Origin of the sequence: Micromonospora sicca, from assembly GCF_003172935.1 — a bacterium.
GTDB lineage: Bacteria > Actinomycetota > Actinomycetes > Mycobacteriales > Micromonosporaceae > Micromonospora > Micromonospora sicca.
Window position 1 is genome coordinate 1 of record NZ_QGKS01000534.1, and the last position, 22617, is coordinate 22617.

Sequence of the window (22617 nt, forward strand, 5' to 3'; positions counted from 1 at the left end):
CCCCGGGCCGCACCCTGCTCGGGGCGCCCTCCGCCCCGCTCGCGCCGCCCACCGTCGCCGGACGACCGGCCGCCGCCCGGGGCCGCCTCGTCCTCCAGCCGCAGGGTCAGTGAGATCCGCTTGCGGGGCACGTCCACGTCGAGCACCTTGACCCGGACCACGTCGCCGGACTTCACCACGTCCCGCGGGTCCTTGACGAAGGTGTTCGACATGGCCGAGACGTGCACCAGGCCGTCCTGGTGCACCCCGACGTCCACGAACGCGCCGAACGCGGCCACGTTGGTGACCACGCCCTCCAGCAGCATGCCGGGGACCAGGTCGCCGATCTTCTCCACGCCCTCGACGAAGGTGGCCGTCTTGAACGCCGGTCGGGGGTCCCGGCCCGGCTTCTCCAGCTCGCGCAGGATGTCGGTGACGGTGGGCAGGCCGAACGTGTCGTCCACGAAGTCGGTCGCCTTCAGCCCGCGCAGGATCGTCGACCGGCCGATCAGCGAGCGCAGGTCCTGCCCGGTGCTGGCCAGGATCCGCCGCACCACCGGGTACGCCTCGGGGTGCACGCTGGACGAGTCGAGCGGGTCGTCGCCGCCGGGGATGCGCAGGAAGCCGGCGCACTGCTCGAACGCCTTCGGGCCGAGCCGCGCCACCTTCTTCAGCTCCGCCCGGGTGCGGAACGGGCCGTTGGCGTCCCGGTGCAGCACGATGTTCTCGGCCAGTCCGGCGCCGATGCCGGAGACCCGGGTGAGCAGGGGAGCGGACGCGGTGTTCACGTCCACGCCGACGGCGTTGACGCAGTCCTCGACCACCGCGTCCAGCGAATGGGAGAGCTTCACCTCGGACAGGTCGTGCTGGTACTGCCCGACGCCGATCGAACGCGGGTCGATCTTGACCAGTTCCGCGAGGGGATCCTGGAGCCGGCGGGCGATGGAGACCGCGCCGCGCAGCGACACGTCCAGCCCGGGCAGCTCCTGGGAGGCGTACGCGGAGGCGGAGTAGACCGACGCGCCGGCCTCGGAGACCACCACCTTGGTGAGGTCGAGCTGCGGGAACCGCTTGATCAGCTCGCCGGCGAGCTTGTCGGTCTCCCGGCTCGCGGTGCCGTTGCCGATGGCGATCAGCTCCACCCCGTGCGCCCCGGCCAGCTTCGCCAGGGTCTCGACCGAGGCGTCCCACTGGCGGCGCGGCTCGTGCGGGTAGATCGTGTCGGTGGCGACCACCTTGCCGGTGGCGTCCACCACGGCGACCTTCACGCCGGTGCGCAGGCCCGGGTCGAGGCCCATGGTGGGGCGGGTGCCGGCGGGCGCGGCGAGCAGCAGGTCGCGCAGGTTGGTGGCGAAGACCCGGACGGCCTCCTCCTCGGCCGCCTGCCACAGCCGCATCCGCAGGTCCGCGCCGAGGTGGATGAGGATCCGGGTACGCCAGGCCCAGCGCACCGTGTCGGCCAGCCACTTGTCGGCGGGCCGCCCCTGGTCGCTGACGCCGAACCGGCCGGCGATGGCCGCCTCGTAGCGGGTCGGGCCGGTGACCACGGCGTCCGGTTCGCCCTCGCCCTCCGGATCCATGGTCAGGTCGAGCACGCCCTCCTTCTCGCCCCGGAACATGGCCAGGATCCGGTGCGACGGGAGCCGGGTGTACGGCTCGGCGAAGTCGAAGTAATCGGCGAACTTGGCACCGGCGGCCTCCTGGCCGTCGCGTACCCGGGAGACCAGCCGGCCCCGCGACCACATCTGCTCGCGCAGCGTGCCGATCAGGTCGGCGTCCTCGGCGAACCGCTCGATGAGGATGTTCCGCGCCCCCTCCAGCGCGGCGGCCGCGTCGGCGACGCCCTTGTCGGCGTCGACGTAGCCGGCGGCCGTCCCACGCGGGTCCTGCCCCGGGTCGGCCAGCAGCGTGTCGGCCAGGGGCTCCAGCCCGGCCTCGCGGGCGATCTGCGCCCGGGTCCGCCGCTTCGGCTTGTACGGGAGGTAGATGTCCTCCAGCCGGGACTTCGAGTCGGCGGCCATGAGCTGGGCTGCCAGGGCCTCGTCGAGCTTGCCCTGGCTCCGGATGGACTCCAGCACCGCGGCGCGCCGCTCGTCCAGCTCGCGCAGGTAGCGCAGCCGCTCCTCGAGGGTGCGCAGCTGGGCGTCGTCGAGCAGGCCGGTGGCCTCCTTGCGGTAGCGGGCGATGAACGGCACGGTGGCGCCGCCGTCGAGCAGCTCCACGGCCGCGCGTACCTGCCGTTCGGCGACGCCGAGCTCGTCGGCGATCCGCTGGTGCACAGACTGGGTCACGATCTGATCCGCCTTTTCCGGTGGGTTCCGCAGTGCATTGTGCCGTTCCGTCGGTCACCGGCCGCGCCGCACCCGCCGCCCGCGCCGGCGCAGCATGGGCGGACGCGTCGCCGCAGGCCGGCCGGCTGCGCTAGCGTGGCGATCATGGAACCACCTGCCGACCCGCGGGCGCGGCGGCTCTTCGGCGGCAGCGCCCGGGCCCTCGGCGACCTTGCCGCCAGCCCGTTCCGGGCCGACCGGGACCGGATCGTGGCCTCGCCCTTCTTCGCCCGGCTGAACGGGGTCACCCAGGTGGTCAGCCCGGGTGGTTCGGGCCTGCTGGTGCACAACCGGCTCACCCACAGCCTGAAGGTGGCCCAGGTGGCCCGGGCGGTCGCCGAGCGGCTCACCGCCGACGAGCAGCACCGCGCCCTGCTGGAGAAGCTCGGTGGCTGCGACCCGGACGTGGTGGAGGCGGCCGCGCTCGCCCACGACCTCGGCCACCCGCCCTTCGGGCACCTGGGGGAGCGGGTGCTGGACCGGTTGGCTCGGCAGCGGCTCGGCCTGGCCGACGGCTTCGAGGGCAACGCGCAGTCGTACCGCATCGTGACCAGCACCGAGATCCGGGGCGCGGCGACCACCGGGTTGGACCTCACCGCCGCGGTGCGGGCGGCGATGCTGAAGTACCCGTGGACCCGGCTGGATCACCCGGACCCGCACCCGCGTCACCTCGACCCGGCACCCCGGGGCGCCACCCCGCCACCGGACGACCCGGAGAGCGGGTCGGCGAAGTTCGGGGCGTACCGGACCGAGGTGGACGACCTGCGGCAGGCCCGCGAGCCGTTCGCCGGACGGATCCCGGACTGGCAGCAGACCCCCGAGGCGTCCATCATGGACACCGCCGACGACATCGCGTACGCCATCCACGACGTGGAGGACTTCTACCGGGTCGGGGTGCTCCAGCAGGGCGCGGTGGCCGCCGAGCTGATGGCCTGGCAGCGGGAGAGCGGGCACTTCCGGGCCATCACCGACGCCGCCCTGGCCGCCGCGGCCCGCCGGCCCGGCGCGGCAATCGAGCGGCTGCGCCGGCAACTGCACCGCAAGGACGCCTGGATCGCCGACGACGAGGCGTTCGCCGCCGCGGTCGAGCACGTCCGCGAGGAGTTGGTGGAGGGGCTGCTCGCGCTGCCCTTCGACGGCTCGATCGAGGCGGAGCAGTACGTGGCCCGCTTCTCCGCCCGCTGGTCCACCCGGTTCGTCGAGTCGATCACCGTCACCCCCGAGCCGGGCCGGCGCTCCGGGTACGTGCTGCTGGCCGAGGCGCAGTGGCACGAGGTGCAGGTGCTCAAGTTCGTCCACCACCGGTTCGTGCTGGCCCGCCCCGACCTGGCCCTGCACCAGCGCGGTCAGGCCCGGCTGCTGGGCACCCTGGTCGAGGCGCTCTGGGAGTGGCTGCTCGACCCGGAGGAGGAGTCCCGGCTGCCCCGCCGGCTGCACGACCTGGTGGAGCTGGCCGAGGCGGAGCTGCACCCGCGTACCAAGGACCGGATCGGCCGGGCCCGCGGCCGGGCCATCGTCGACTTCGTCGCCCAGCTCACCGACGGCCAGGCGGTGGCGATGCTGGACGCCCTCTCCGGCCGCTCCGGCGCCCTCTGGACGGACGCCTTCGTCCTCTGAGCCGACCCGGCCGGGCCGGACCGCTCAGGCGATCGCCTGCCACCAGCCGTCCACGGCCGGCGGGTCGTCCACCACCACCCGTTCGCCGGGCCGCGGCACCGCCAGCCGGACGTCCCGGGCCTTCGCCTCCAACCAGAGCCGGTTGACCGGCTCGGCCCAGTCGTGCAGGGCCAGGTTGAACGTCGCCCAGTGCACCGGGAGGAACAGCCCGCCGCGCAGGTCGAGGTGGGCGGCGACCGCCTCCTCCGGGAACATGTGGATGCTCGGCCAGGCCCGGTCGTACGCGCCGATCTGCATCAGCGTGACGTCGAACGGGCCGTGCTCGGCGCCGATCTCCGCGTACCCGTCGAAGTAGCCGGAGTCGCCGGTGTAGAACGCCTTGCGGTGCGCGCCCGCCACCACCCAGGAGCTCCAGAGCGTGCCGTCGCGGCGCAGCCCCCGGCCGGAGAAGTGCTGGGCGGCGGTGGCGGTGATGGTCAGGCCGCCCACCCGGTGGCTCTCCGACCAGTCCAGCTCGACGATCCGCTCCTCCGGCACGCCCCACCGGTCGAGGTGGGCGCCGACGCCCAGCGGCACCAGGAACGGCGCCGACTGGTGGGCCAGCAGCCCGCGTACCGTCGCCAGGTCCAGGTGGTCGTAGTGGTCGTGCGAGATCAGGATGGCGTCCACCGGGGGCAGCTCGTCGAGGCGTACCGGCGGCTCGTGGATCCGGCGCGGGCCGACCAGGGCCGAGGGGGAACACCGGCCGCTCCAGACCGGGTCGACCAGCACCCGGTGCCCCTCGATCTCGATCAGCGCCGAGGCGTGGCCGTACCAGACGACGTTGAGCTCCCGGGCCGGGTCGGACGCGGGCGCGGCGGACGGGCGCAAGAGCGGCACCCCGCCGTCGGGTCGCCGCTTCTGCTTGCCGAAGATCAGCTCCTTGACCAGGTTGCGGCCCGGGTCCGCGACCATCGTCCGGGTGCTCGACGGGTTGTGGAAGGTGCCGTCGCGGAACCGTGGCGAGCGGGCCGCCCGCTCCGCCCGCGCGCCGGTGAGCCGGCCGCCGAGCTGCGCCGGGACGTCCCGCCCCACCCAGGCCACCCCGGCCAGCGCCGCCATTCCGGCCATCCGCCACAGCCGGCGGCCGAGCGCCCGCTCTACCGCCCGATCCGCTGTCTCGCCCATCGTCGTCCCCTCCGCCGTGTCCCGCAGTACACGGTAGCCATCCCGAAGCCGTCGCGCCCTCGCGCTCAGCCCAGCCGGCGCCGGACCGCCGAACCGACCGTAGCGCCCATCCCGCCGACCGAGCGGACCACCTGCGACAGGTCCGGCAGCCAGCCGCCGCGCACCGACTCGCCGGCCGGGTTGGGCGTGAACACGATGCCGTCGTGCGGCGCCACCGGCCGGTCGCACAGCCCCGCCCGCCGCATCAGCGGTCCGACCAGCAGGTCGTACACGCCGGGCAGGACGGTGAAACCGAACCGCATCACCGCGTTGAGCCGGCCCACCGACACCTCCCGGCGCGGCCGGTCGGTGCAGTCCACCATCGCCCGGGCCACCCGTTCCGGGGTGGTGATCGGCAGCGGGGGCCGGCCGAGCCGGCCGAGGTAGTTGGCCGCCTGCCGGTAGACCGGGGTGTCGACGCTGCCCGGGTTGACCAGACAGATGTGCACCCCGGGGGTTTCCCGAGCCTCCTGCTGCAAAGCCAGGCCCAGCCCCTGCAGGCCCCACTTGGCGGCGACGTAGCCGCTCAGGTAGGGCGCGGTGATGTGCCCGAGCACCGAGCCGGTGAGGATGAGGGTGCCCGCCGAGGCGGCCCGGAAGTGCCGCAACGCCACCCGGGCCACCGCCGCGGCGGCGAGCAGGTCGATGCGGACCACCTGCTCGAAGACCCGCTCGGGCACCTCGTCGAACCGTCCGTACGCCATCACCGCGGCGGTGTGCACCCAGACGTCGATGCCGCCGAACGCCGCCAGCGCGGCGCGGGCCAGCCCGTCCACCGCGTCGGGCATGGTCACGTCGGTCGGTACGGCGAGCACCGGCGCGCCGGCGGCCCGGCACTCCTCGCGTACCTCGGCGAGGGTGGCGGGGGAGCGGGCCGCGAGGACCAGACGGTCCCCGCGCCCGGCGAACGCCTGGGCCGCCGCCCGGCCGATCCCGCTGGTCGCGCCGGTGATCACCACCGTCCGGGTCACGGCGCGAGCACGACCTTGACGCAGCCGTCCTGCTTCTTCTGGAACATCTCGTACGCCTGCGGCGCCTGCTCCAGCGGCAGCCGGTGGGTACGCAGGTCCTCGACCCCGAGCGGGTCGTCGTCGCCGGCGAGCAGCGGCATGATCTCGTCCACCCAGCGCTTCACGTGGCACTGCCCCATCCGCAGTTGGATGCCCCGGTCGAACATCTCCACCAACGGCATCGGATCCCGCTCGCCGCCGTAGACGCCGGAGACGGAGACCGTGCCGCCCCGGCGGACCGCCTTCACCGCCGCGTACAGCACGACGAGGCGGTCGACGCCGGCCTTGTCGGTCATCGTCTGCGCCACTTTGTCGGGCAGCAGCCCGGCGGCCGTCTGCGCAACCTTGCCCAGCGGGGCGCCGTGCGCCTCCATGCCGACGGCGTCGATCACCGCGTCCGGGCCGCGCCCGTCGACCAGGTCGATCAGCGCGCCGGGGACGTCGTCCAGGGCCGACACGTCGAGCACCTCGATGCCGTGCCGGCGGGCCATCTCCAGCCGCTCCGGCACCAGGTCCAGCCCGATCACCCGGTCGGCGCCGAGGTGCCGGCCGATCCGGGCGCAGAACTGCCCCACCGGGCCGAGCCCGAAGACGGCGAGGGTGCCGCCGCGCGGGGTGTCCGCGTACTTCACCGCCTGCCAGGCGGTGGGCAGGATGTCGGAGAGGTATAGCCAGCGCTCATCGGGGCCGGTCTCGGGGACTTTGATCGGGCCGAACTGGGCCTGCGGGACCCGCAGGTACTCGGCCTGCCCGCCCGGCACGGAGCCGTAGAGCGAGGTGTAGCCGAACAGCGCGGCGCCCTTGCCCTCGCTCGTGACCTGCGTCGTCTCGCACTGGGCGTAGAGCTGCCGCGCGCACATCCAGCACGAGCCGCAGGAGATGTTGAACGGGACGACCACCCGGTCGCCCACCTTCAGCCGGGTCACCCCCGGGCCGACCTCCTCGGCGATGCCCATCGGCTCGTGCCCCAGGACATCGCCGGGCTTCAGGTACGGCCCGAGCACCTCGTACAGGTGCAGGTCGGAGCCGCAGATGGCGGTGGAGGTGATCCGGAGGATCGCGTCGGTCGGCTCCTCGATCCTGGGGTCCGGGACGTCCTCGACCCGGACGTCACGCTTGCCTTGCCAGGTCAGTGCCTTCATGCCTGAATGTCCCCTCTTTGGTGCCGTCCATCGGACTGCTACCCGCGCTGGGACGCTTGAACCGGTCGCTGGGGACCTCCGCTCTCCAGGCGGCGGGTCGTGCGTTGCGGTGCGTGGTTGGTTGCGGTGGGGGGTGTGGCCCGCCGTGACCGGCTCCGGGCGGTCAGGCTTGATCCCTGCGCCGGTCACGGCGGGCCACACCCCCGACGTGGTCCCGGTCCGCCCGTGCGTCCCCGGTCGGGCGGTTCGCGTGTCCCGTCGATGTCGTCGCGGGTTGCGGCAGCTTGGTGTCTCCGGGTGGTGATACGCGGTGCGCCGCAGGTTGTGTGGATCTTGGCGGTCGGCGTGAGACGGCCCGTGCGGTCTGGCCGAGATGTCCGGTTCTGGGTGTGACCGGCGGCATCCTGAGGCCGGAATCGTGGCGGGGCCGGGGTCGTTACATATTGCGTACGACCGAGTACCTGGCCCGCTCGACGGGCCGGACGCCCCGGGAATGATGGCGGGCCGGCGGTCGTTACACATGGTCCCGGCGCCGCGAAGAGGCCCCCGCCCCGCGGCTGGCACCGGGCAGAGACTTTCCCCCTTGCACTCTTTTTGAGCGCCTGACGGTGCTTGCGCACGTCCCGGCCTCCACCGGGTGTGCGCCAACCCCCCAAGGAGCTTTGTCATGAACACGATGCTGCGTAAGAGCGTGCTGGGTATTGCTGGTCGGGCTTTCACCGGTGGTGTGTTCGCCGGTCCGATCGCCGCGCACGCCGACACCGGCCCCGTCACCGCCAAGCCCGCCGCCGTGGCGGTGCAGGCCGACAAGCCGGACATGGGCAAGCTGATCCCGCATGGTGTGCAGGGCGCCCAGTCGAAGATTGACCTGAACGACGAGCAGACCGCCAACGCGAAGGCGATCATCGCCGCGACGAAGAAGGCCGGTCTGCCGGAGCGGGCCGCGGTCATCTCGATCGCCACGTCGCTGCAGGAGTCGAAGCTGGAGAACCTGGGTCACCTGGGTGACCGCAACGACCACGACTCGCTGGGCCTGTTCCAGCAGCGCCCGTCGAGTGGTTGGGGCACGCCGGAGCAGATCACCGACCCCAAGTACGCCACCCTGGCGTTCGAGAAGGGTCTCAAGCAGGTCGACGGGTGGCAGGACATGCCGCTGACCGAGGCCGCCCAGACGGTGCAGGTGTCGGCCTACCCGGACGCCTACGCCCAGTGGGAGCAGCAGGCCGCCCACCTGGTCGCCCAGCACTGGAACAGCTGACCCAACCAAGCAACACGCAACAAGCCGCTGGCCGGCACCCCGAGACAGGGGTGCCGGCCAGCGGCGTCTGCACTTCCCGAGATCTTGGAGAGTTGGCGTCAGTAGCGAACGGAAACTGTCCAAGATCGCAGGCGGTGGGGCGTACCACAGAAAGACGGTGACGGGCGGGCGGCGGCCGACCACGACGGGGCTGGGGGTGACCGTCCCCGGCGCAGGGATCAAGCCTGACCGCCCGGAGCCGGGGACGGTCGCCCCCAGCCCCCAGGCGCAACCAGGTCGGAAGCGGGACCCCGAAAGCCAGAAGCGCGAGCGCAACCACCGACAAGACCGCGAGCCACCGGGGCCCGACGAGGCCGGGTCCCACCCGATGACGTTGACGTCATCAGCTTCGTAGCGTGCCGGCAACAACCGCCAGGGCCCGTACCCGGGGGAAAAGGCCGGAAAGGCCGACCGCCGCACCCCGGACAGGGCACGGCGGTCGGTGTCTGCGCTGGTGGACGGCCGGGCTCAGGTGCCCGGGGTGTCGCCGCGCTTGGCGGTCGCCGCGAGGTAGTCGCGGTTGAGCCGGCCGATCGTGTTCAGCGGGATGCCCTTCGGGCAGACCACGGTGCACTCACCGGCGTTGGTGCAGCCGCCGAAGCCGGCCTCGTCGTGCGCGTCGACCATGCCGATCACCCGGGTGTACCGCTCCGGCTGGCCCTGCGGCAGCAGCGAGAGCTGGGTGACCTTGGCGGCCGTGAAGAGCATGCCGGAGCCGTTCGGGCAGGCCGCCACGCAGGCGCCGCAGCCGATGCAGGCGGCCGACTCGAAGGCGGCGTCCGCGTTGGCCTTGGCCACCGGCGTGGAGTGCGCCTCGGGGGCGCTGCCGGTCGGCGCGGTGATGTACCCACCGGCCGCGATGATCTTGTCGAAGGCGTTCCGGTTGACCACCAGGTCCTTGATGACCGGGAAGGCCCGGGCCCGCCACGGCTCGATGTCGATCGTCTCGCCGTCGGAGAACTGCCGCATGTGCAGCTGGCAGGCGGTGGTGCCGCGCTGCGGCCCGTGCGCGTCGCCGTTGATCATCAGGCCGCACATGCCGCAGATGCCCTCGCGGCAGTCGTGGTCGAAGGCCACCGGCTCCTCGCCGGCGAGGATCAGCCGCTCGTTGAGCACGTCGAGCATCTCCAGGAACGACATGTCCGGGGAGACGTCGTCGACCTGGTAGGTCACCATCCGACCCTTGTCCTCAGGGCCCTTCTGGCGCCAGATGCGCAGGGTCAGGTTCACTTGTAGCTCCGCTGCGTGGGGTGGACGTATTCGAACTTCAGGTCTTCCTTGTGCAGCACGGACGGCTCGCCGGTGCCGGTGTACTCCCAGGCCGCCACGTACGCGAAGTGCTCGTCGTCGCGCTGCGCCTCACCGTCCGGGGTCTGGTGCTCGGCCCGGAAGTGGCCGCCGCAGGACTCCCCGCGGTGCAGGGCGTCGATGCACATCAGCTCGGCCAGCTCGAAGAAGTCGGCCACCCGGCCGGCCTTCTCCAGCGACTGGTTGAGCCCTTCGCCGTCGCCCGGGACGCGGACCCGCTGCCAGAACTGCTCGCGCAGCGCGCGGATCTCGTCGATCGCCTTGCGCAGACCGGCCTCGCTGCGCTCCATGCCGCAGTGCTCCCACATGATCTGGCCCAGCTCCCGGTGGAACGAGTCCACCGTCCGGTCGCCGTCGACGGCCAGCAGCCGCTGGATCCGGTCCTCGACGTCGGCGCGCGCCTCGACCACCGCCGGGTGGCTGGCCTCGACCTTGTCGAACGGGCCGGAGGCCAGGTAGTTGGCGATGGTGCTGGGCAGCACGAAGTAGCCATCGGCCAGGCCCTGCATCAGCGCCGAGGCGCCGAGCCGGTTCGCGCCGTGGTCGGAGAAGTTCGCCTCGCCGATCACGAACAGGCCCGGGATGGTCGACTGGAGGTCGTAGTCGACCCAGAGGCCGCCCATCGTGTAGTGCACGGCGGGGTAGATCCGCATCGGGACCTCGTACGGGTCCTCGCCGGTGATCCGCTCGTACATCTCGAAGAGGTTGCCGTACTTGGCCTCGATCGCCTTGCGGCCGAGCCGGTTGATCGCGTCCGCGAAGTCGAGGTAGACGCCGAGCTTGGTCGGGCCGACGCCCCGGCCCTCGTCGCAGACGTTCTTCGCGGCGCGGGAGGCGATGTCCCGGGGGACCAGGTTGCCGAAGGAGGGGTAGATCCGCTCCAGGTAGTAGTCCCGCTCGTCCTCGGGGATGTCCCGCGGCGCGCGGTCGTCGCCCTTGGCCTTCGGCACCCAGACCCGGCCGTCGTTGCGCAGCGACTCGCTCATCAGGGTCAGCTTCGACTGGTGGTCGCCGGAGACCGGGATGCAGGTCGGGTGGATCTGCGTGTAGCAGGGGTTCGCGAAGTACGCGCCCTTGCGATGCGCCCGCCAGGTGGCGGTGACGTTGCAGCCCTTGGCGTTGGTGGAGAGGTAGAAGACGTTGCCGTAGCCGCCGGAGGCGAGCACGACCGCGTCGGCCATCTCGGTGGTGATCTCGCCGGTGACCAGGTCCCGGACCACGATGCCCCGGGCCTTGCCGTCCACGATGATCAGCTCCAGCATCTCGTGCCGGGCGTTCATCTCCACGTTGCCGAGGCCGATCTGCCGCTCCAGCGCCTGGTACGCGCCGAGCAGCAGCTGCTGGCCCGTCTGGCCCCGAGCGTAGAAGGTGCGCTGCACCTGCGCCCCACCGAACGAGCGGGTGTCGAGCAGGCCGCCGTACTCGCGGGCGAACGGCACGCCCTGCGCGACGCACTGGTCGATGATGTTGACCGAGACCTCGGCCAGCCGGTGCACGTTCGACTCGCGGGAGCGGAAGTCGCCGCCCTTGACGGTGTCGTAGAAGAGCCGGTGCACCGAGTCGCCGTCGTTGCGGTAGTTCTTGGCGGCGTTGATGCCGCCCTGCGCGGCGATCGAGTGGGCCCGGCGCGGGCTGTCCTGGTAGCAGTAGGACTTCACCTGGTAGCCCTGCTCGGCCAGGGTCGCCGCGGCGGAGCCGCCGGCCAGGCCGGTGCCCACCACGATCACCGTCATCTTGCGGCGGTTGGCCGGGTTGACCAGCTTCGCCTCGAAGCGGCGGCGGTCCCAGCGGGTCTCGATCGGGCCCTCGGGAGCCTTGGTGTCGGCGATCGGGTCGCCCTCGATGAAGAGATCCATGGTCAGGACACCAATCCGGTGAGTACGGCGAACGGGACCACCAGGTAGCCGGCGCAGAGCGCGACGGCCAGGACCAGCGCGCCGGTACGGGCGCGGCGCTCGCCCTTCGGCGTCTGCTGGCCGAGGCTGCGGAACGCGCTGAAGGCGCCGTGGCGCAGGTGGAAGCCCACCGTGACGACGGCGAGGGTGTAGAAGAGCGTGACGTACCAGCGCTCCGGCGCGAAGTCGGCGACCACGTTGCCGTAGGGGTTGCTGGCGTCGCCCTGCGGGTTCAGGTGACCGGTGGTCAGGTCCAGGATGTGGTAGATCACGAAGAGCAGGATGATCACCCCACCCCAGCGCATGGTCCGGGCCGCGTAGCTGCCCTGCACCTTCTTGCGGTGCGCGTACTTGACCGGGCGGGCGGCGCGGGCGCGGCGGGCCAGCACGGTGGCGGCCACGATGTGGGCCACCACGGCGACGGTGAGCACGGTGCGCTGGATCCACAGGTACCAGGTGTGGGGCAGCAGCGGCGTGCCGATGTCGCGCAGCCAGTGCGCGTAGTGGTCGAACGAGGTCTCCCCCGTGAACACCTTCAGGTTGCCGAGCATGTGCGCGACGAGGAACAGCACCAGGAGAAGGCCCGTCACCGCCATGACGGCCTTCAGGCCGACGTTCGAGCGGATGGGCGACCGAGTTTTCGTGATTACCACACGACCGACGCTAGGAGCAGTTTGATCAGTCGTCCAATGCATCGACCTCGCAGTCTTGATAGCCGTAGGCTATGTAGATGCAGCTCCATCAGCTCCGGTACTTCGTCGCGGTAGCAGAAGTACGACATTTCACCCAAGCCGCCGACCTGGTAGGCATAACCCAGCCCTCGTTGAGTAAGCAAATTCACGCCCTTGAGGCCGGCCTCGGGGCCCCGCTCTTCGAACGGGTAAGGGGCAACATCGCCCTCACCACGGCCGGCGAGGTGCTGCTCCCGTTGGCCAAGCGGATCCTCGCCGACGTCGACACCGCCACGAGGGAGGTGCAGGAACTGGTCGGGCTGCGCCGGGGCCGGGTCCGCCTCGGCGCCACCCCCAGCCTGGCCACCTCCCTGGCGCCGCCGGTGCTGCGCCGGTTCCGCGACGCGCACCCCGCCGTCGACCTCGGGGTGGAGGAGGGCGGCTCGCAGGACCTGGTCCGCGACCTGCTCCGCGGTGACCTCGACCTGGCGCTGATCATCATGCCGTCGGCCGGCACCGACCCGGGCCTGCGCGCCGATCCGATCCTGCGGGAGAGCCTGGTGGTCGCCTCGGTCGACCCGCTGCCGGCCACCTCGGCCACCGGCGAGCTGCGCATCACCGACCTGCGCGATCAGCCGCTGGTGATGTTCCGGGAGGGCTACGACCTGCGCGACGCCACCCTCCACGCCTGCCGGGACGCCGGGTTCGAACCGACCCTCTCGGTCGACGGCGGGGAGATGGACGCCGTGCTCAGCTTCGTCGAGGCCGGGCTCGGCGTCGCCCTGGTGCCCGGCATCGTGGTCGCCCGCCGCCCCGGCATCCGGGTCACCCGGCTCGCCCCGCCCGGCGTACGCCGGACCATCGGGGTGGCCCGCCGGCGCGACGTCGTGCCCACCCACGCCGGCCGCGAACTCCGCCGCATCCTGCTCGAGTACGTCCACGACGCCACCGCCACCGACCAGCTCCCGCCGGGCGTCGAGCCGCTGTCGTGACGGGGCGGCTCAGCGGGCCTCGGCGTCGTCCATCGCCCGGTAGATCCGCTGCTCCGAGACCGGGTACGGGGTGCCGAGGGCCTGGGCGAAGACGTTCACCCGCAGCTCCTCGATCATCCAGCGGATCTGCCGCACCGCCGCCGAGTTTCGGCGGGCCGGCGGCAGCGCGGCGAGCATGTCCTGGTACTCCTTCTGCACCACCGCGATCCGGTCCTGCTGCTGCTTGTCCCGCTGCGGGTTGCCGGGCAACCGGTCCAGCCGGCGCTCGATCGCGGTCAGGTAGCGCAGCAGGTCGGGCAGCCGGGCGTACCCGGCCTCGGTGACGAAACCGGAGTGCACCAGGCCGGAGAGCTGGTTGCGGATGTCGGCGAGGGCGGCCACCACGGCCAGGTTCCGGGTCGCGCCGAGCCGCTGCTCCACCGCGTACGCGGCGGCGAGCACCCGGCGGACCCGGTCCATCACGTCGACGACCGTGTCCACGAGGTCGGCGCGGACCTTGTCGCGCAGCGCCGCGAAGCCCTCGGCGTCCCAGGCCGGGCCGCCCGCGTCGGCGATCAGCTTGTCGATCGCCCCGCCGGCCGCGTCCTCGATGAGCTGCTGCACCCCGCCGTGCGGGTTGCGGCTCAGCGCCAGCTTCGCCTCGTTGGACAGCCGCCCCTGGAGGAACTTCGCCGGCGACGGCACGGTCAGCCGGAGCAGCCGCCGGGTCCCCGCCCAGTGCGCGGCGGCCTGCTCCGCCTCCGAGTCGAAGACCTTCACCCCGACCGTGGTGCCCTCGTCCACCAGGGCCGGGTACGCGGTCACCGCGTACCCGGCGCGGACCTGCTCGATGGTGCGGGGCAGGGTGCCGATGCTCCACTGGGTCAGGCCGCTCCGGGCCACGTCCGGCGCGGCGGCGGCGACGACCTGGCGTACCTCCTGGCGGAGCCGGCGTTGCAGGGTCGGCAGGTCCTTGCCCTCGGCGACCGGCTGGTCGTCCTCGCCGAGCACCCGGAAGGTCACCCGCAGGTGCGGCGGCAGCTTCGCCACGTCCCAGGCGTCCCGGGGAACGGTGACCCCGGTCATCCGGCGCAGCTGCCGGGTGAGCGCGTCGAGCAGCGGCTCCTCGCCGGCCGGCATCGCGGCCAGCGCCGCCCGGGCGTAGTCGGGCACCGGGACGAAGTTGCGCCGGATCGCCTTCGGCAGCGACCGGATCAGCGCGACCACCAGCTCCTCGCGCAGCCCCGGCACCTGCCAGTCGAAGCTCTCCGCCGGCACCTGGTTGAGCATCGGCAGCGGGATGTCGACGGTCACCCCGTCGGTGGGGGTGCCCGGCTCGAAGCGGTAGGTCAGCGGCAGCGCCACCCCGTCGGCCCGCCACTCGTCCGGGTAGTCGGCCTCGTCCACCCCGCCGCGGCCGGCGTTGACCAGCAGCTCGCGGGTGAAGGTGAGCAGGTCGGGCCGCTCCCGGCGGGTCTTCTTCCACCAGGAGTCGAAGTGCCGGCCGGAGACCACGTCGGCGGGGATCCGCTCGTCGTAGAAGCCGAAGATCGTCTCGTCGTCGACCAGGATGTCCCGCCGCCGGGCTCGGCTCTCCAGCTCCTCGATCTCGGTCAGCAGCTTCTGGTTGTCCCGCCAGAACTGGTGGTGGGTCTGCCAGTCGCCCTCCACCAGGGCGTGCCGGATGAACAGCTCCCGGGACAGCGCCGGGTCGATCCGGCCGAAGTTGACCTTGCGGGAGGTGACTAGCGGGATGCCGTACAGGGTGACCTTCTCGTAGGCCATCACCGCGGCCTGCTTCTTCTCCCAGTGCGGCTCGCTGTAGCTGCGCTTGACCAGGTGCTGGGCCAGCGGTTCGACCCACTCGGGCTCGATCCGGCCGTTCACCCGGCCCCAGAGCCGGGAGGTCTCCACCAGTTCGGCGGCCATCACCCAGCGCGGCGGCTTCCTGAACAGCGCCGAGCCGGGGAAGAGCGCGAACTTCGCCCCCCGCGCCCCCAGGTACTCGTGCTTCTGGGCGTCCTTGAGCCCGACGTGGGAGAGCAGGCCGGGCAGCAGCGACTGGTGCACCTTCGGGGTGTCGATCTCCTCCGGCAGGTCCGCGGCGGGGCCGCGCCGGCCGTCGCCGTCGCGCGCCGGTCGCCCTCCTTCCGGGGTACGCAGCACCTGGCGCAACTGGCTGACGATGTCCTGCCATTCGCGGACCCGCAGGTAGTTCAGGTATTCCGCCTTGCACATCCGGCGGAACGCGCTGGACGACAGCGCCCGCTGCTGCTCGCGCAGGTAGCGCCAGAGGTTGAGGAAGGCGACGAAGTCCGACTCGGAGTCGGCGAACCGGGCGTGCGCCTGGTCGGCCTGGGCCTGCTTCTCCGCCGGCCGCTCGCGCGGGTCCTGGATGGACAGCGCGGCGGCGATCACCACCACCTCGGTCGCGCAGCCGTTGCGCTCGCCCTCGAGGACCATCCGGGCCAGCCGCGGGTCGACCGGGAGCTGGGCCAGCCGCCGGCCCAGCGGGGTGAGCCGCTTCGCCGGATCCGCCTCGGTCGGGTCGAGCGCGCCCAGCTCGTGCAGCAGGTTCACGCCGTCGGCGACGTTGCGCCGGTCCGGCGGGTCGATGAACGGGAACGCGGCGATGTCGCCCAGCCCGATCGAGGTCATCTGGAGGATGACCGAGGCCAAGTTGGTCCGCAGGATTTCCGGGTCGGTGAACTCCGGCCGGGATTCGAAGTCCTGCTCGTCGTAGAGCCGGATGCAGATGCCGTCGGAGGTACGACCGCAGCGCCCCTTGCGCTGGTTGGCCGAGGCCTGCGAGACCGGCTCGATCGGCAGCCGCTGCACCTTGAGTCGGCTGGAGTAGCGGGAGATCCGCGCCGTGCCCGGGTCCACCACGTACTTGATGCCGGGGACGGTCAGCGAGGTCTCCGCCACGTTGGTGGCGAGCACCACCCGGCGTCCGGCGTGTGGGGCGAAGACCCGGTGCTGTTCGGCGGAGGAGAGGCGAGCGTACAGCGGCAGGATCTCGGTGCCCAGCAGCGACCGCTTCTTCTGCACGAGCTTGCCCAGCGCGTCGGCGGTGTCCCGGATCTCCCGTTCGCCGCTGAGGAAGACCAGGATGTCGCCGGGGCCCTCGGCGGCCAGCTCCTCGACCGCGTCGCCGATCGCCTGGATCTGGTCGCGGACGTTCTCCTCGTCGTCGGCGTCGGACTCCTCGGCCTCGGTGACCTCGACCAGCGGCCGGTACCGCACCTCCACCGGGTAGGTACGCCCGGAGACCTCGACGATCGGCGCCGGCTGCCCCTCGGCGTCGGCGAAGTGCCGGGCGAAGCGGTCGGTCTCGATGGTCGCGGAGGTGATGATCACCTTGAGGTCGGGGCGGCGGGGGAGGAGCTGGCGGAGGTAACCCAGGATGAAGTCGATGTTGAGGCTGCGCTCGTGCGCCTCGTCGATGATCAGCGTGTCGTACTGGCGGAGCATCCGGTCGGTCTGCAGCTCGGCCAGGAGGATGCCGTCGGTCATCAGCTTGACCAGGCTGTTCTCGCCCACCTGGTCGGTGAAGCGGACCTTGTAGCCCACCACGTCGCCCAGCTCGGTGCCGAGCTCCTCGGCGATCCGGTCCGCGACCGTACGGGCGGCGAGCCGGCGGGGCTGGGTGTGCCCGATCAGCCCGCTGATCCCGCGCCCCAGCTCCAGGCAGATCTTGGGCAGCTGGGTGGTCTTGCCGGAGCCGGTCTCGCCGGCCACGATCACCACCTGGTGGTCCCGGATCGCGGCGGCGATGTCGTCCCGGCGCTCGCTGACCGGCAACTGCGCCGGATAGGTGATCACCGGCACGGCCGACCGCCGGCTCGCCAGCCACGCCTCGGCCCGCGTCACGTCGGCGCTGATCTCGGCGAGCGCGGCGTCCCGGCGCTGCGGGTCGCGCAGCCGGCGGACCCCGTCCAGCCGCCGCTGCAGCCGGCGCTGGTCGCGGAACATCAGGGCGGGGAGGCGGCGGTGCAGCTCGCGAACGGAGTCGGGCGCGGCGGGTACGGCTGGATTCTGCATGTCGTCGCCAAGAATAGGCAGCCCCGCGGCGAAGTGCCGCCGGGTTACCGCCCGCCGACCGGCGCGGGTGGCGGCGGCGCGGACGCACCCGCGCGCGCCCTCCCCGGTCGGGGCCGGTCGCCGGGCTAGAGTGGCCGCCGACCGACATGCTCGACGGACGGGATGATCATGCGGGACACCGACCGGGCGCTGGTGCAGGCGGCCACCGCCGTCGCCAAGCTGCGCTGCCGCAGCGAGAACCACACCGTCGCCGCCGCCGCGCGCAGCGCCGACGGGCGGGTGTTCACCGGCGTGAACGTCTACCACTTCACCGGCGGACCGTGTGCCGAGGTGGTGGCGATCGGTGCCGCCGCCACCCAGGGCGTGACCGAGCTGGAGACCATCGTCGCGGTAGGGGATCGGGGCCGGGGCGTCATCCCGCCGTGCGGTCGCTGCCGGCAGGTGCTGCTCGACTACTTCCCGTCGATCAAGGTGATCGTCGGCCCGGCGGACGGGCTACGCGCGGTCTCGGTGGCCGACCTGCTGCCCGAGACGTACGTCTGGGCCGACCAGCAGGTGGAGTTGGCGACGGTGCCCCGGACCGGGGTGTGGCCGATGCCCGTGGTGCCCGGCAGCCGCCCGGCGGCGGAGGACTGAGCCCGGGTCAGTCGCCCGACGCCGCCTCCAGCATGGACCGGGGGACCGGCACCTTCTCGAAGCGCACGTTGCCCTCCGGCACCATCCAGCTCAGCACCTGGGCGACCAGCCGTCCGGCCCGGACGGCCGGGTCGTTGGCGTACAGCTCGCGGGCCATCTCGGGGTCCACCGAGAGCACGGCGAAGCCGTGCAGCCGTTCGTCGTCGGCGCCGAGGCACGGGCCGGCGGCGAGGACCGCGCCCTGCTCCACCAGCCCGGCCTGATGGGCGAGGTGCGCGTCCTGCAGGCGGTCGACCGCGTCCAGCGGCAGCTCGGGTGGGTCCGGCGGGCGGACCAGGAGGACGACGGTGTGCTGGTCGAATCGCATGCGGCCAGCCTAGGGGCGGAAACGCCCTGATTGTCCGCCGGTTGCCGGTAGCGGCCCCATCCGGGGGGCCTGCACCGCCCGGGCCGGCCCGACCGGGCCGGGGGCATCGACGAATCCGAGTTAGGCCCGCCTAACTGACTCGGCTAAGGTAAGGCGATCCTAAGCTGAGAGGGCGGAACTCTGCCGTGACCACCGTCGCCACCCGACCCCAGCGGGCCGGCGTCCCGAGCCGCCGGCGGCCCGGCCGCCGGGCGGCGATCGCCGCGGCGGCGGCCCTGCTGCTGGTCCTGGCCCTGCTCGCCAGCCTCGCCCTCGGCAGCCGCCCGCTCGCCGTCGACCAGGTGTGGCAGGCGCTCACCGCTCCCGACGGCGGCGAGGCCACCACCATCGTCCGGGAGCTGCGCCTGCCGCGTACGGCGCTGGGACTGATCGTCGGCCTCGCGCTCGCCGTCGCCGGGGTGCTCTTCCAGGCGCTCACCCGCAACCCCCTCGCCGAACCGCGGATCCTCGGCATCAGCGCCGGCGCCTCGTTCGGCGTGGTGCTCGCCATCGCGGTCTTCGGCGTCGGCAGCCTCGCCGGGTACGTCTGGTTCGGCGTCGCCGGCGCGCTCGCCGCCGGCCTGCTCGTCCTCGCCGTGGCCAGCGGCACCCGCGAGGGCGCCAGCCCGGTCACCCTCGCGCTGGTCGGCGCGGCCCTCGACGCCAGTCTCGCCGCCGGGGTGTACGCCATGCTCAGCATCGACGCGCGCACCTTCGAGGAGTACCGCTTCTGGGTGGTCGGCGGGCTGACCGGCCGGGACGTCGGCGTCGCCGGACAGGTGCTGCCGTTCGTCCTGGCCGGGCTGGTGCTGGCCGCGCTGGTCGCCCGGGGCCTCGACGCGCTCGCCCTCGGCGACGACGTGGCCCGCGGCCTCGGCCACCGGATCGGCCTGGTCCGCCTCGGCGGCGGCGCCGCCGCCGTGCTGCTCACCGGCGCCGCGGTGGCCGCCGCCGGACCGATCGCCTTTGTCGGGCTCGCCGTGCCGCACCTGGCCCGGGCGCTGGTCGGCACCGACCACCGGTGGACCCTGGCGGTCTCCGCCCTGCTCGGGCCGGCCCTGCTGCTCGGCGCCGACGTCGTCGGCCGGCTGGTCGCCCCGCCCGGTGAGGTGCCGGCCGGGATCGTCACCGCGCTGATCGGCGCCCCGCTGCTGGCGTACCTGGTCCGCCGCGCGAAGGTGGTGGCCGCGTGACCGCCGTCGACTCGTCCCGCCCGGCGTACGCCGGGCTGCCCGGTCGGTCGCTGCTGCGGCTCGGGCCGGTGAGCGTGCAGGTGCGCCGCCGCGCGGTGCTGGTCGCCGCCGTGACGGCCGTGCTGCTCGCCGCCGCCGTCGTGCTCAGCCTCTCCCTCGGCACCCCGTACGTCGCCCCGGCCGACGTGCTCCGGTCGCTGTCGGGCGCCGGCACCCCGTACGACCTGGTGGTGCGCGACCTGCGGCTGCCCCGGATCGTGCTGGCCGCGACGGCCGGGGCGGCCTTCGGGGTCGCCGGCACGCTCATCCAGAGCGTCGCCCGCAACCCGCTGGCCAGCCCGGACGTCATCGGTATCACCCAGGGCGCCGGCCTGGCCGCCACCGTCGCGATCACCACCGGTGCCGCCGCCGTGCTGGTCGCCCCGGCGGCGCTGCTCGGCGGGCTGGCCGCCGCGCTGCTGCTGCTCGCCCTCGGCGCCCGGCACGGCCTGGCCGCCCAGCGGTTCGTGCTGGCCGGGGTGGCCGTCGCGTTTGCCCTGCGGGCGCTGACCGAGGTGGTCATGCTCTCCGCCGACCCGATCGACGGGCTGCGGGCGCAGATCTGGCTGATCGGCACCCTGGCCGGCCGGGGCTGGTCCGAGACGGCGTGGATCGCGCTCACCCTGGCCGTCCTGCTGCCGGTGCTGGCCTGGGCCGGCTGGGCGCTGAACGGCGCCGCGCTGGACGACGACACCGCCCGGGGGATCGGGCTGCGCCCGGTGGCCCGCCGGGTGGGCCTGGCCGTCACCGGCGTCGTGCTGGCCGCCACCGTCACCGCCCAGGTCGGCGCGGTCGACTTCGTCGCGCTGGTCGCCCCGCAGGTGGCCCGCCGCCTGGTCCGCGCCGAGCGGCCCCCACTGGTCTGCGCCGCCCTGGTCGGCGCGCTGCTGCTGGTGCTGGCCGACCTGGTCGGCCGGCGGCTCTTCGCCCCCACCCAACTGCCGGCGGGCGTGCTCACCGCCGCCATCGGTGGTCCTTACCTGATGCTCCTGCTGGTCCGACGGCGGCGGCGGAGGTCCGCGTGAACCGCACCCCTGACACCCCTGGCCCGATGCTCTCGACCCGCGACGTGACCGTCGGCTACGACGAGCGGACCGTGCTGGACGGGCTCGACGTGGACCTGCCCACCGACGCCTTCACCGTCATCGTCGGGCCGAACGCCTGCGGCAAGTCCACCCTGCTGCGCACCATGGCCCGGCTGCTCACCCCGCGCCGCGGCACGGTGCTGCTGGACGGTACGGCGATCCGCGACCTGCCCACCCGCGAGGTGGCCCGCCGCCTCGGCGTGCTGCCGCAGAGCCCGCTGGTGCCCGAGGGGGTCACCGTGGCGGACCTGGTCGGCCGGGGCCGGCAGCCGTACCAGCGGTGGTGGCGGCAGTGGTCGGAGCAGGACTCGGCCGCCGTCGACCGGGCGATGGCCCAGGCCGACGTCGCGGGGCTCGCCGACCGGCCGGTGGACACCCTCTCCGGCGGGCAGCGGCAGCGGGTCTGGATCGCGATGACCCTCGCCCAGGACACCGAGGCGCTGCTGCTGGACGAGCCGACCACCTTCCTCGACCTGGCCCACCAGGTGGAGGTGCTGGATTTGCTGCACCGGCTGCGCGCCGAACGCGGCCGGACCGTGGTCGCCGTGCTGCACGACCTCAACCAGGCCGCCCGGTACGCCGACCACCTGATCGCCATGCGCGAGGGCGGCGTGGTCGCGGCCGGCCCGCCGCGCGAGATCCTCACCGCGGACCTGGTCCGCGACGTCTTCGGGCTCGACTGCGTGGTCGTGCCCTGCCCGGTGACCGGCGCGCCGCTCGTGGTGCCCGGCCTCACCAGCCCGTCCCTGGCGCGCCCGACCGCTCCGGCGGCGCGCCCCTCCGTCGCCGACGCGGACCTGCCGCGCGTCGACTCGTACCCTTCGAAAGGAATCTGATGCGTCGTCTCGCCGCCGCCCTCACCGTGGCCGTCGCCCTCGGCGTGGGCCTGACCGCCTGCGGGGAGAGTGATCCGGTCGCCGGCACCGCCACCGGGGAGACCCGGGAGATCACCCACGCCATGGGCACCACCAAGGTCCCGGCGGACCCGAAGCGGGTCGTGGTCCTCGACACCGACAAGATCGACACGGCGCTCTCCTTGGGCGTCACGCCGGTCGGCGCCGCCACCGCCGGTGAGGCGAAGAGCTGGCCGACCTACTTCGGCGCCGAGAAGCTGGCCGGAATCAAGGAGGTCGGGGTGCTCACCGAGCCCGACCTGGAGGCGATCACCGCGCTGAAGCCGGACCTCATCCTGGGCAGCAAGTTCCGCCAGGAGAAGTTCTACGACGAGCTGAGCGCGATCGCCCCGACCGTCTTCACCGAGAAGGTCGGCATCACCTGGAAGGAGAACCTGCTCCTCGACGGCAAGGCCCTCGGCCGGGAGCAGCAGGCCAAGGACCTGCTGAGCACGTACGAGAAGCGGGCGAAGGACTTCGGCGCGAAGCTCGGCGACGCCGCGTCGCGGGAGGTCTCCATCGTGCGCTTCATCCCGGGCAACATCCGGGTGTACGGCCCGGACTCGTTCTCCGGGATCGTCGTCGGCGATACCGGGCTGGGTCGCCCGGCCCGGCAGCGGCTCGACGGCAAGGAGGACAAGCGCTTCGACCTGGTCAGCCCGGAGCGGGTCAACGAGGTCGACGGTGACGTGATCTTCGTGACCGCGTACGGCGAGAAGGCCGCCGCCGAGCAGGCCAAGGTCACCGGCGGCACCCTCTGGCAGGGTCTGTCGGCGGTGAAGGCCGGCAAGGCCCACGTGGTCTCCGACGAGGTCTGGATGACCGGCATCGGCGTCGGCGCCGCCAACAAGATCCTCGACGACCTGGAGAAGTACCTGGCCGCCGCCTGATCCCG

17 protein-coding genes are annotated in these 22617 nt (G+C 73.0%); 8 read left to right on the forward strand and 9 right to left on the reverse strand.

Features of this window, described 5'->3' with window-relative positions:
* Positions 1-2270, reverse strand: a 2270-nt coding sequence (locus tag DKT69_RS37280) for a Tex family protein (RefSeq protein WP_236648789.1), incomplete at its 3' end; no start/stop codon positions are given.
* Positions 2271-2414: 144 nt separating this feature from the next.
* On the opposite strand from DKT69_RS37280, the gene DKT69_RS37285 reads away from it, so the two are divergent.
* Positions 2415-3926, forward strand: coding sequence for a deoxyguanosinetriphosphate triphosphohydrolase family protein (locus DKT69_RS37285; protein ID WP_109806068.1), 1512 nt, complete (start codon positions 2415-2417; stop codon positions 3924-3926).
* Positions 3927-3950: 24 nt separating this feature from the next.
* Here the strand turns inward: DKT69_RS37285 and DKT69_RS37290 are convergent, their stop codons facing one another.
* The 3 genes from DKT69_RS37290 to DKT69_RS37300 all read right to left on the reverse strand — a co-directional run bounded on the left by DKT69_RS37290 (position 3951) and on the right by DKT69_RS37300 (position 7284).
* Positions 3951-5093 carry an MBL fold metallo-hydrolase gene (locus DKT69_RS37290; RefSeq protein ID WP_109806040.1) on the reverse strand — a complete coding sequence of 381 codons (1143 nt, stop codon included), beginning with the start codon at positions 5091-5093 and terminating at the stop codon, positions 3951-3953.
* Positions 5094-5158: 65 nt separating this feature from the next.
* Complete coding sequence (locus tag DKT69_RS37295; protein ID WP_109806041.1) at positions 5159-6103, reverse strand: SDR family NAD(P)-dependent oxidoreductase; 945 nt, start codon at positions 6101-6103, stop codon at positions 5159-5161.
* The gene (locus tag DKT69_RS37300) at positions 6100-7284 is read right to left on the reverse strand and encodes a zinc-dependent alcohol dehydrogenase (protein WP_109806042.1); all 1185 of its coding nucleotides are present in this window, start codon (positions 7282-7284) and stop codon (positions 6100-6102) included. The genes DKT69_RS37295 and DKT69_RS37300 overlap by 4 nt, the downstream gene beginning before the upstream one ends.
* A 667-nt stretch (positions 7285-7951) precedes the next feature.
* On the opposite strand from DKT69_RS37300, the gene DKT69_RS37305 reads away from it, so the two are divergent.
* Positions 7952-8542 (forward strand): hypothetical protein, encoded by a 591-nt coding sequence (locus DKT69_RS37305; RefSeq protein ID WP_109806043.1) that lies wholly within the window; start codon positions 7952-7954, stop codon positions 8540-8542.
* A gap of 507 nt (positions 8543-9049) precedes the next feature.
* On the opposite strand, the gene DKT69_RS37310 is transcribed toward DKT69_RS37305, so the two are convergent.
* Genes DKT69_RS37310 through DKT69_RS37320 form a run of 3 tightly spaced genes read right to left on the reverse strand, consistent with a single transcriptional unit; the run spans position 9050 to position 12479 of the window.
* Complete coding sequence (locus DKT69_RS37310; RefSeq protein WP_109806044.1) at positions 9050-9811, reverse strand: succinate dehydrogenase/fumarate reductase iron-sulfur subunit; 762 nt, start codon at positions 9809-9811, stop codon at positions 9050-9052.
* The gene (locus DKT69_RS37315) at positions 9808-11745 is read right to left on the reverse strand and encodes a fumarate reductase/succinate dehydrogenase flavoprotein subunit (RefSeq protein WP_109806045.1); all 1938 of its coding nucleotides are present in this window, start codon (positions 11743-11745) and stop codon (positions 9808-9810) included. The genes DKT69_RS37310 and DKT69_RS37315 overlap by 4 nt, the downstream gene beginning before the upstream one ends.
* A gap of 2 nt (positions 11746-11747) precedes the next feature.
* The gene (locus tag DKT69_RS37320) at positions 11748-12479 is read right to left on the reverse strand and encodes a succinate dehydrogenase cytochrome b subunit (protein WP_201750056.1); all 732 of its coding nucleotides are present in this window, start codon (positions 12477-12479) and stop codon (positions 11748-11750) included.
* Positions 12480-12514: 35 nt separating this feature from the next.
* On the opposite strand from DKT69_RS37320, the gene DKT69_RS37325 reads away from it, so the two are divergent.
* Positions 12515-13447: a LysR family transcriptional regulator gene (locus DKT69_RS37325; RefSeq protein ID WP_109806046.1), complete on the forward strand. Its 933-nt coding sequence runs from the start codon at positions 12515-12517 to the stop codon at positions 13445-13447.
* 9 nt (positions 13448-13456) lie between these two features.
* Here the strand turns inward: DKT69_RS37325 and hrpA are convergent, their stop codons facing one another.
* Positions 13457-17470, reverse strand: a complete 4014-nt coding sequence (gene hrpA / locus DKT69_RS37330) for an ATP-dependent RNA helicase HrpA (protein ID WP_109806047.1) — start codon at positions 17468-17470, stop codon at positions 13457-13459.
* Positions 17471-17638: 168 nt separating this feature from the next.
* Between hrpA and DKT69_RS37335 the strand changes: the two genes are divergently transcribed.
* Positions 17639-18106, forward strand: coding sequence for a cytidine deaminase family protein (locus DKT69_RS37335; protein WP_236648793.1), 468 nt, complete (start codon positions 17639-17641; stop codon positions 18104-18106).
* 7 nt (positions 18107-18113) lie between these two features.
* Here DKT69_RS37335 and DKT69_RS37340 read toward each other — a convergent pair whose 3' ends face one another.
* Positions 18114-18473 (reverse strand): YciI family protein, encoded by a 360-nt coding sequence (locus DKT69_RS37340; protein ID WP_109806049.1) that lies wholly within the window; start codon positions 18471-18473, stop codon positions 18114-18116.
* Between the two features lie 185 nt (positions 18474-18658).
* On the opposite strand from DKT69_RS37340, the gene DKT69_RS37345 reads away from it, so the two are divergent.
* The 4 genes from DKT69_RS37345 to DKT69_RS37360 are packed head-to-tail and all read left to right on the forward strand — an operon-like array spanning position 18659 to position 22612.
* A complete protein-coding gene (locus DKT69_RS37345) occupies positions 18659-19705 on the forward strand; it encodes a FecCD family ABC transporter permease (RefSeq protein WP_109806050.1) in 1047 nt (348 codons plus the stop codon).
* Positions 19702-20769 carry a FecCD family ABC transporter permease gene (locus DKT69_RS37350; RefSeq protein ID WP_236648794.1) on the forward strand — a complete coding sequence of 356 codons (1068 nt, stop codon included), beginning with the start codon at positions 19702-19704 and terminating at the stop codon, positions 20767-20769. Before DKT69_RS37345 ends, DKT69_RS37350 begins: the two co-directional genes overlap by 4 nt.
* Before the next feature lie 26 nt (positions 20770-20795).
* Positions 20796-21665: an ABC transporter ATP-binding protein gene (locus tag DKT69_RS37355; RefSeq protein WP_109806051.1), complete on the forward strand. Its 870-nt coding sequence runs from the start codon at positions 20796-20798 to the stop codon at positions 21663-21665.
* Positions 21665-22612: an ABC transporter substrate-binding protein gene (locus DKT69_RS37360; RefSeq protein ID WP_109806052.1), complete on the forward strand. Its 948-nt coding sequence runs from the start codon at positions 21665-21667 to the stop codon at positions 22610-22612. Before DKT69_RS37355 ends, DKT69_RS37360 begins: the two co-directional genes overlap by 1 nt.
* Positions 22613-22617 lie beyond the last annotated feature (5 nt).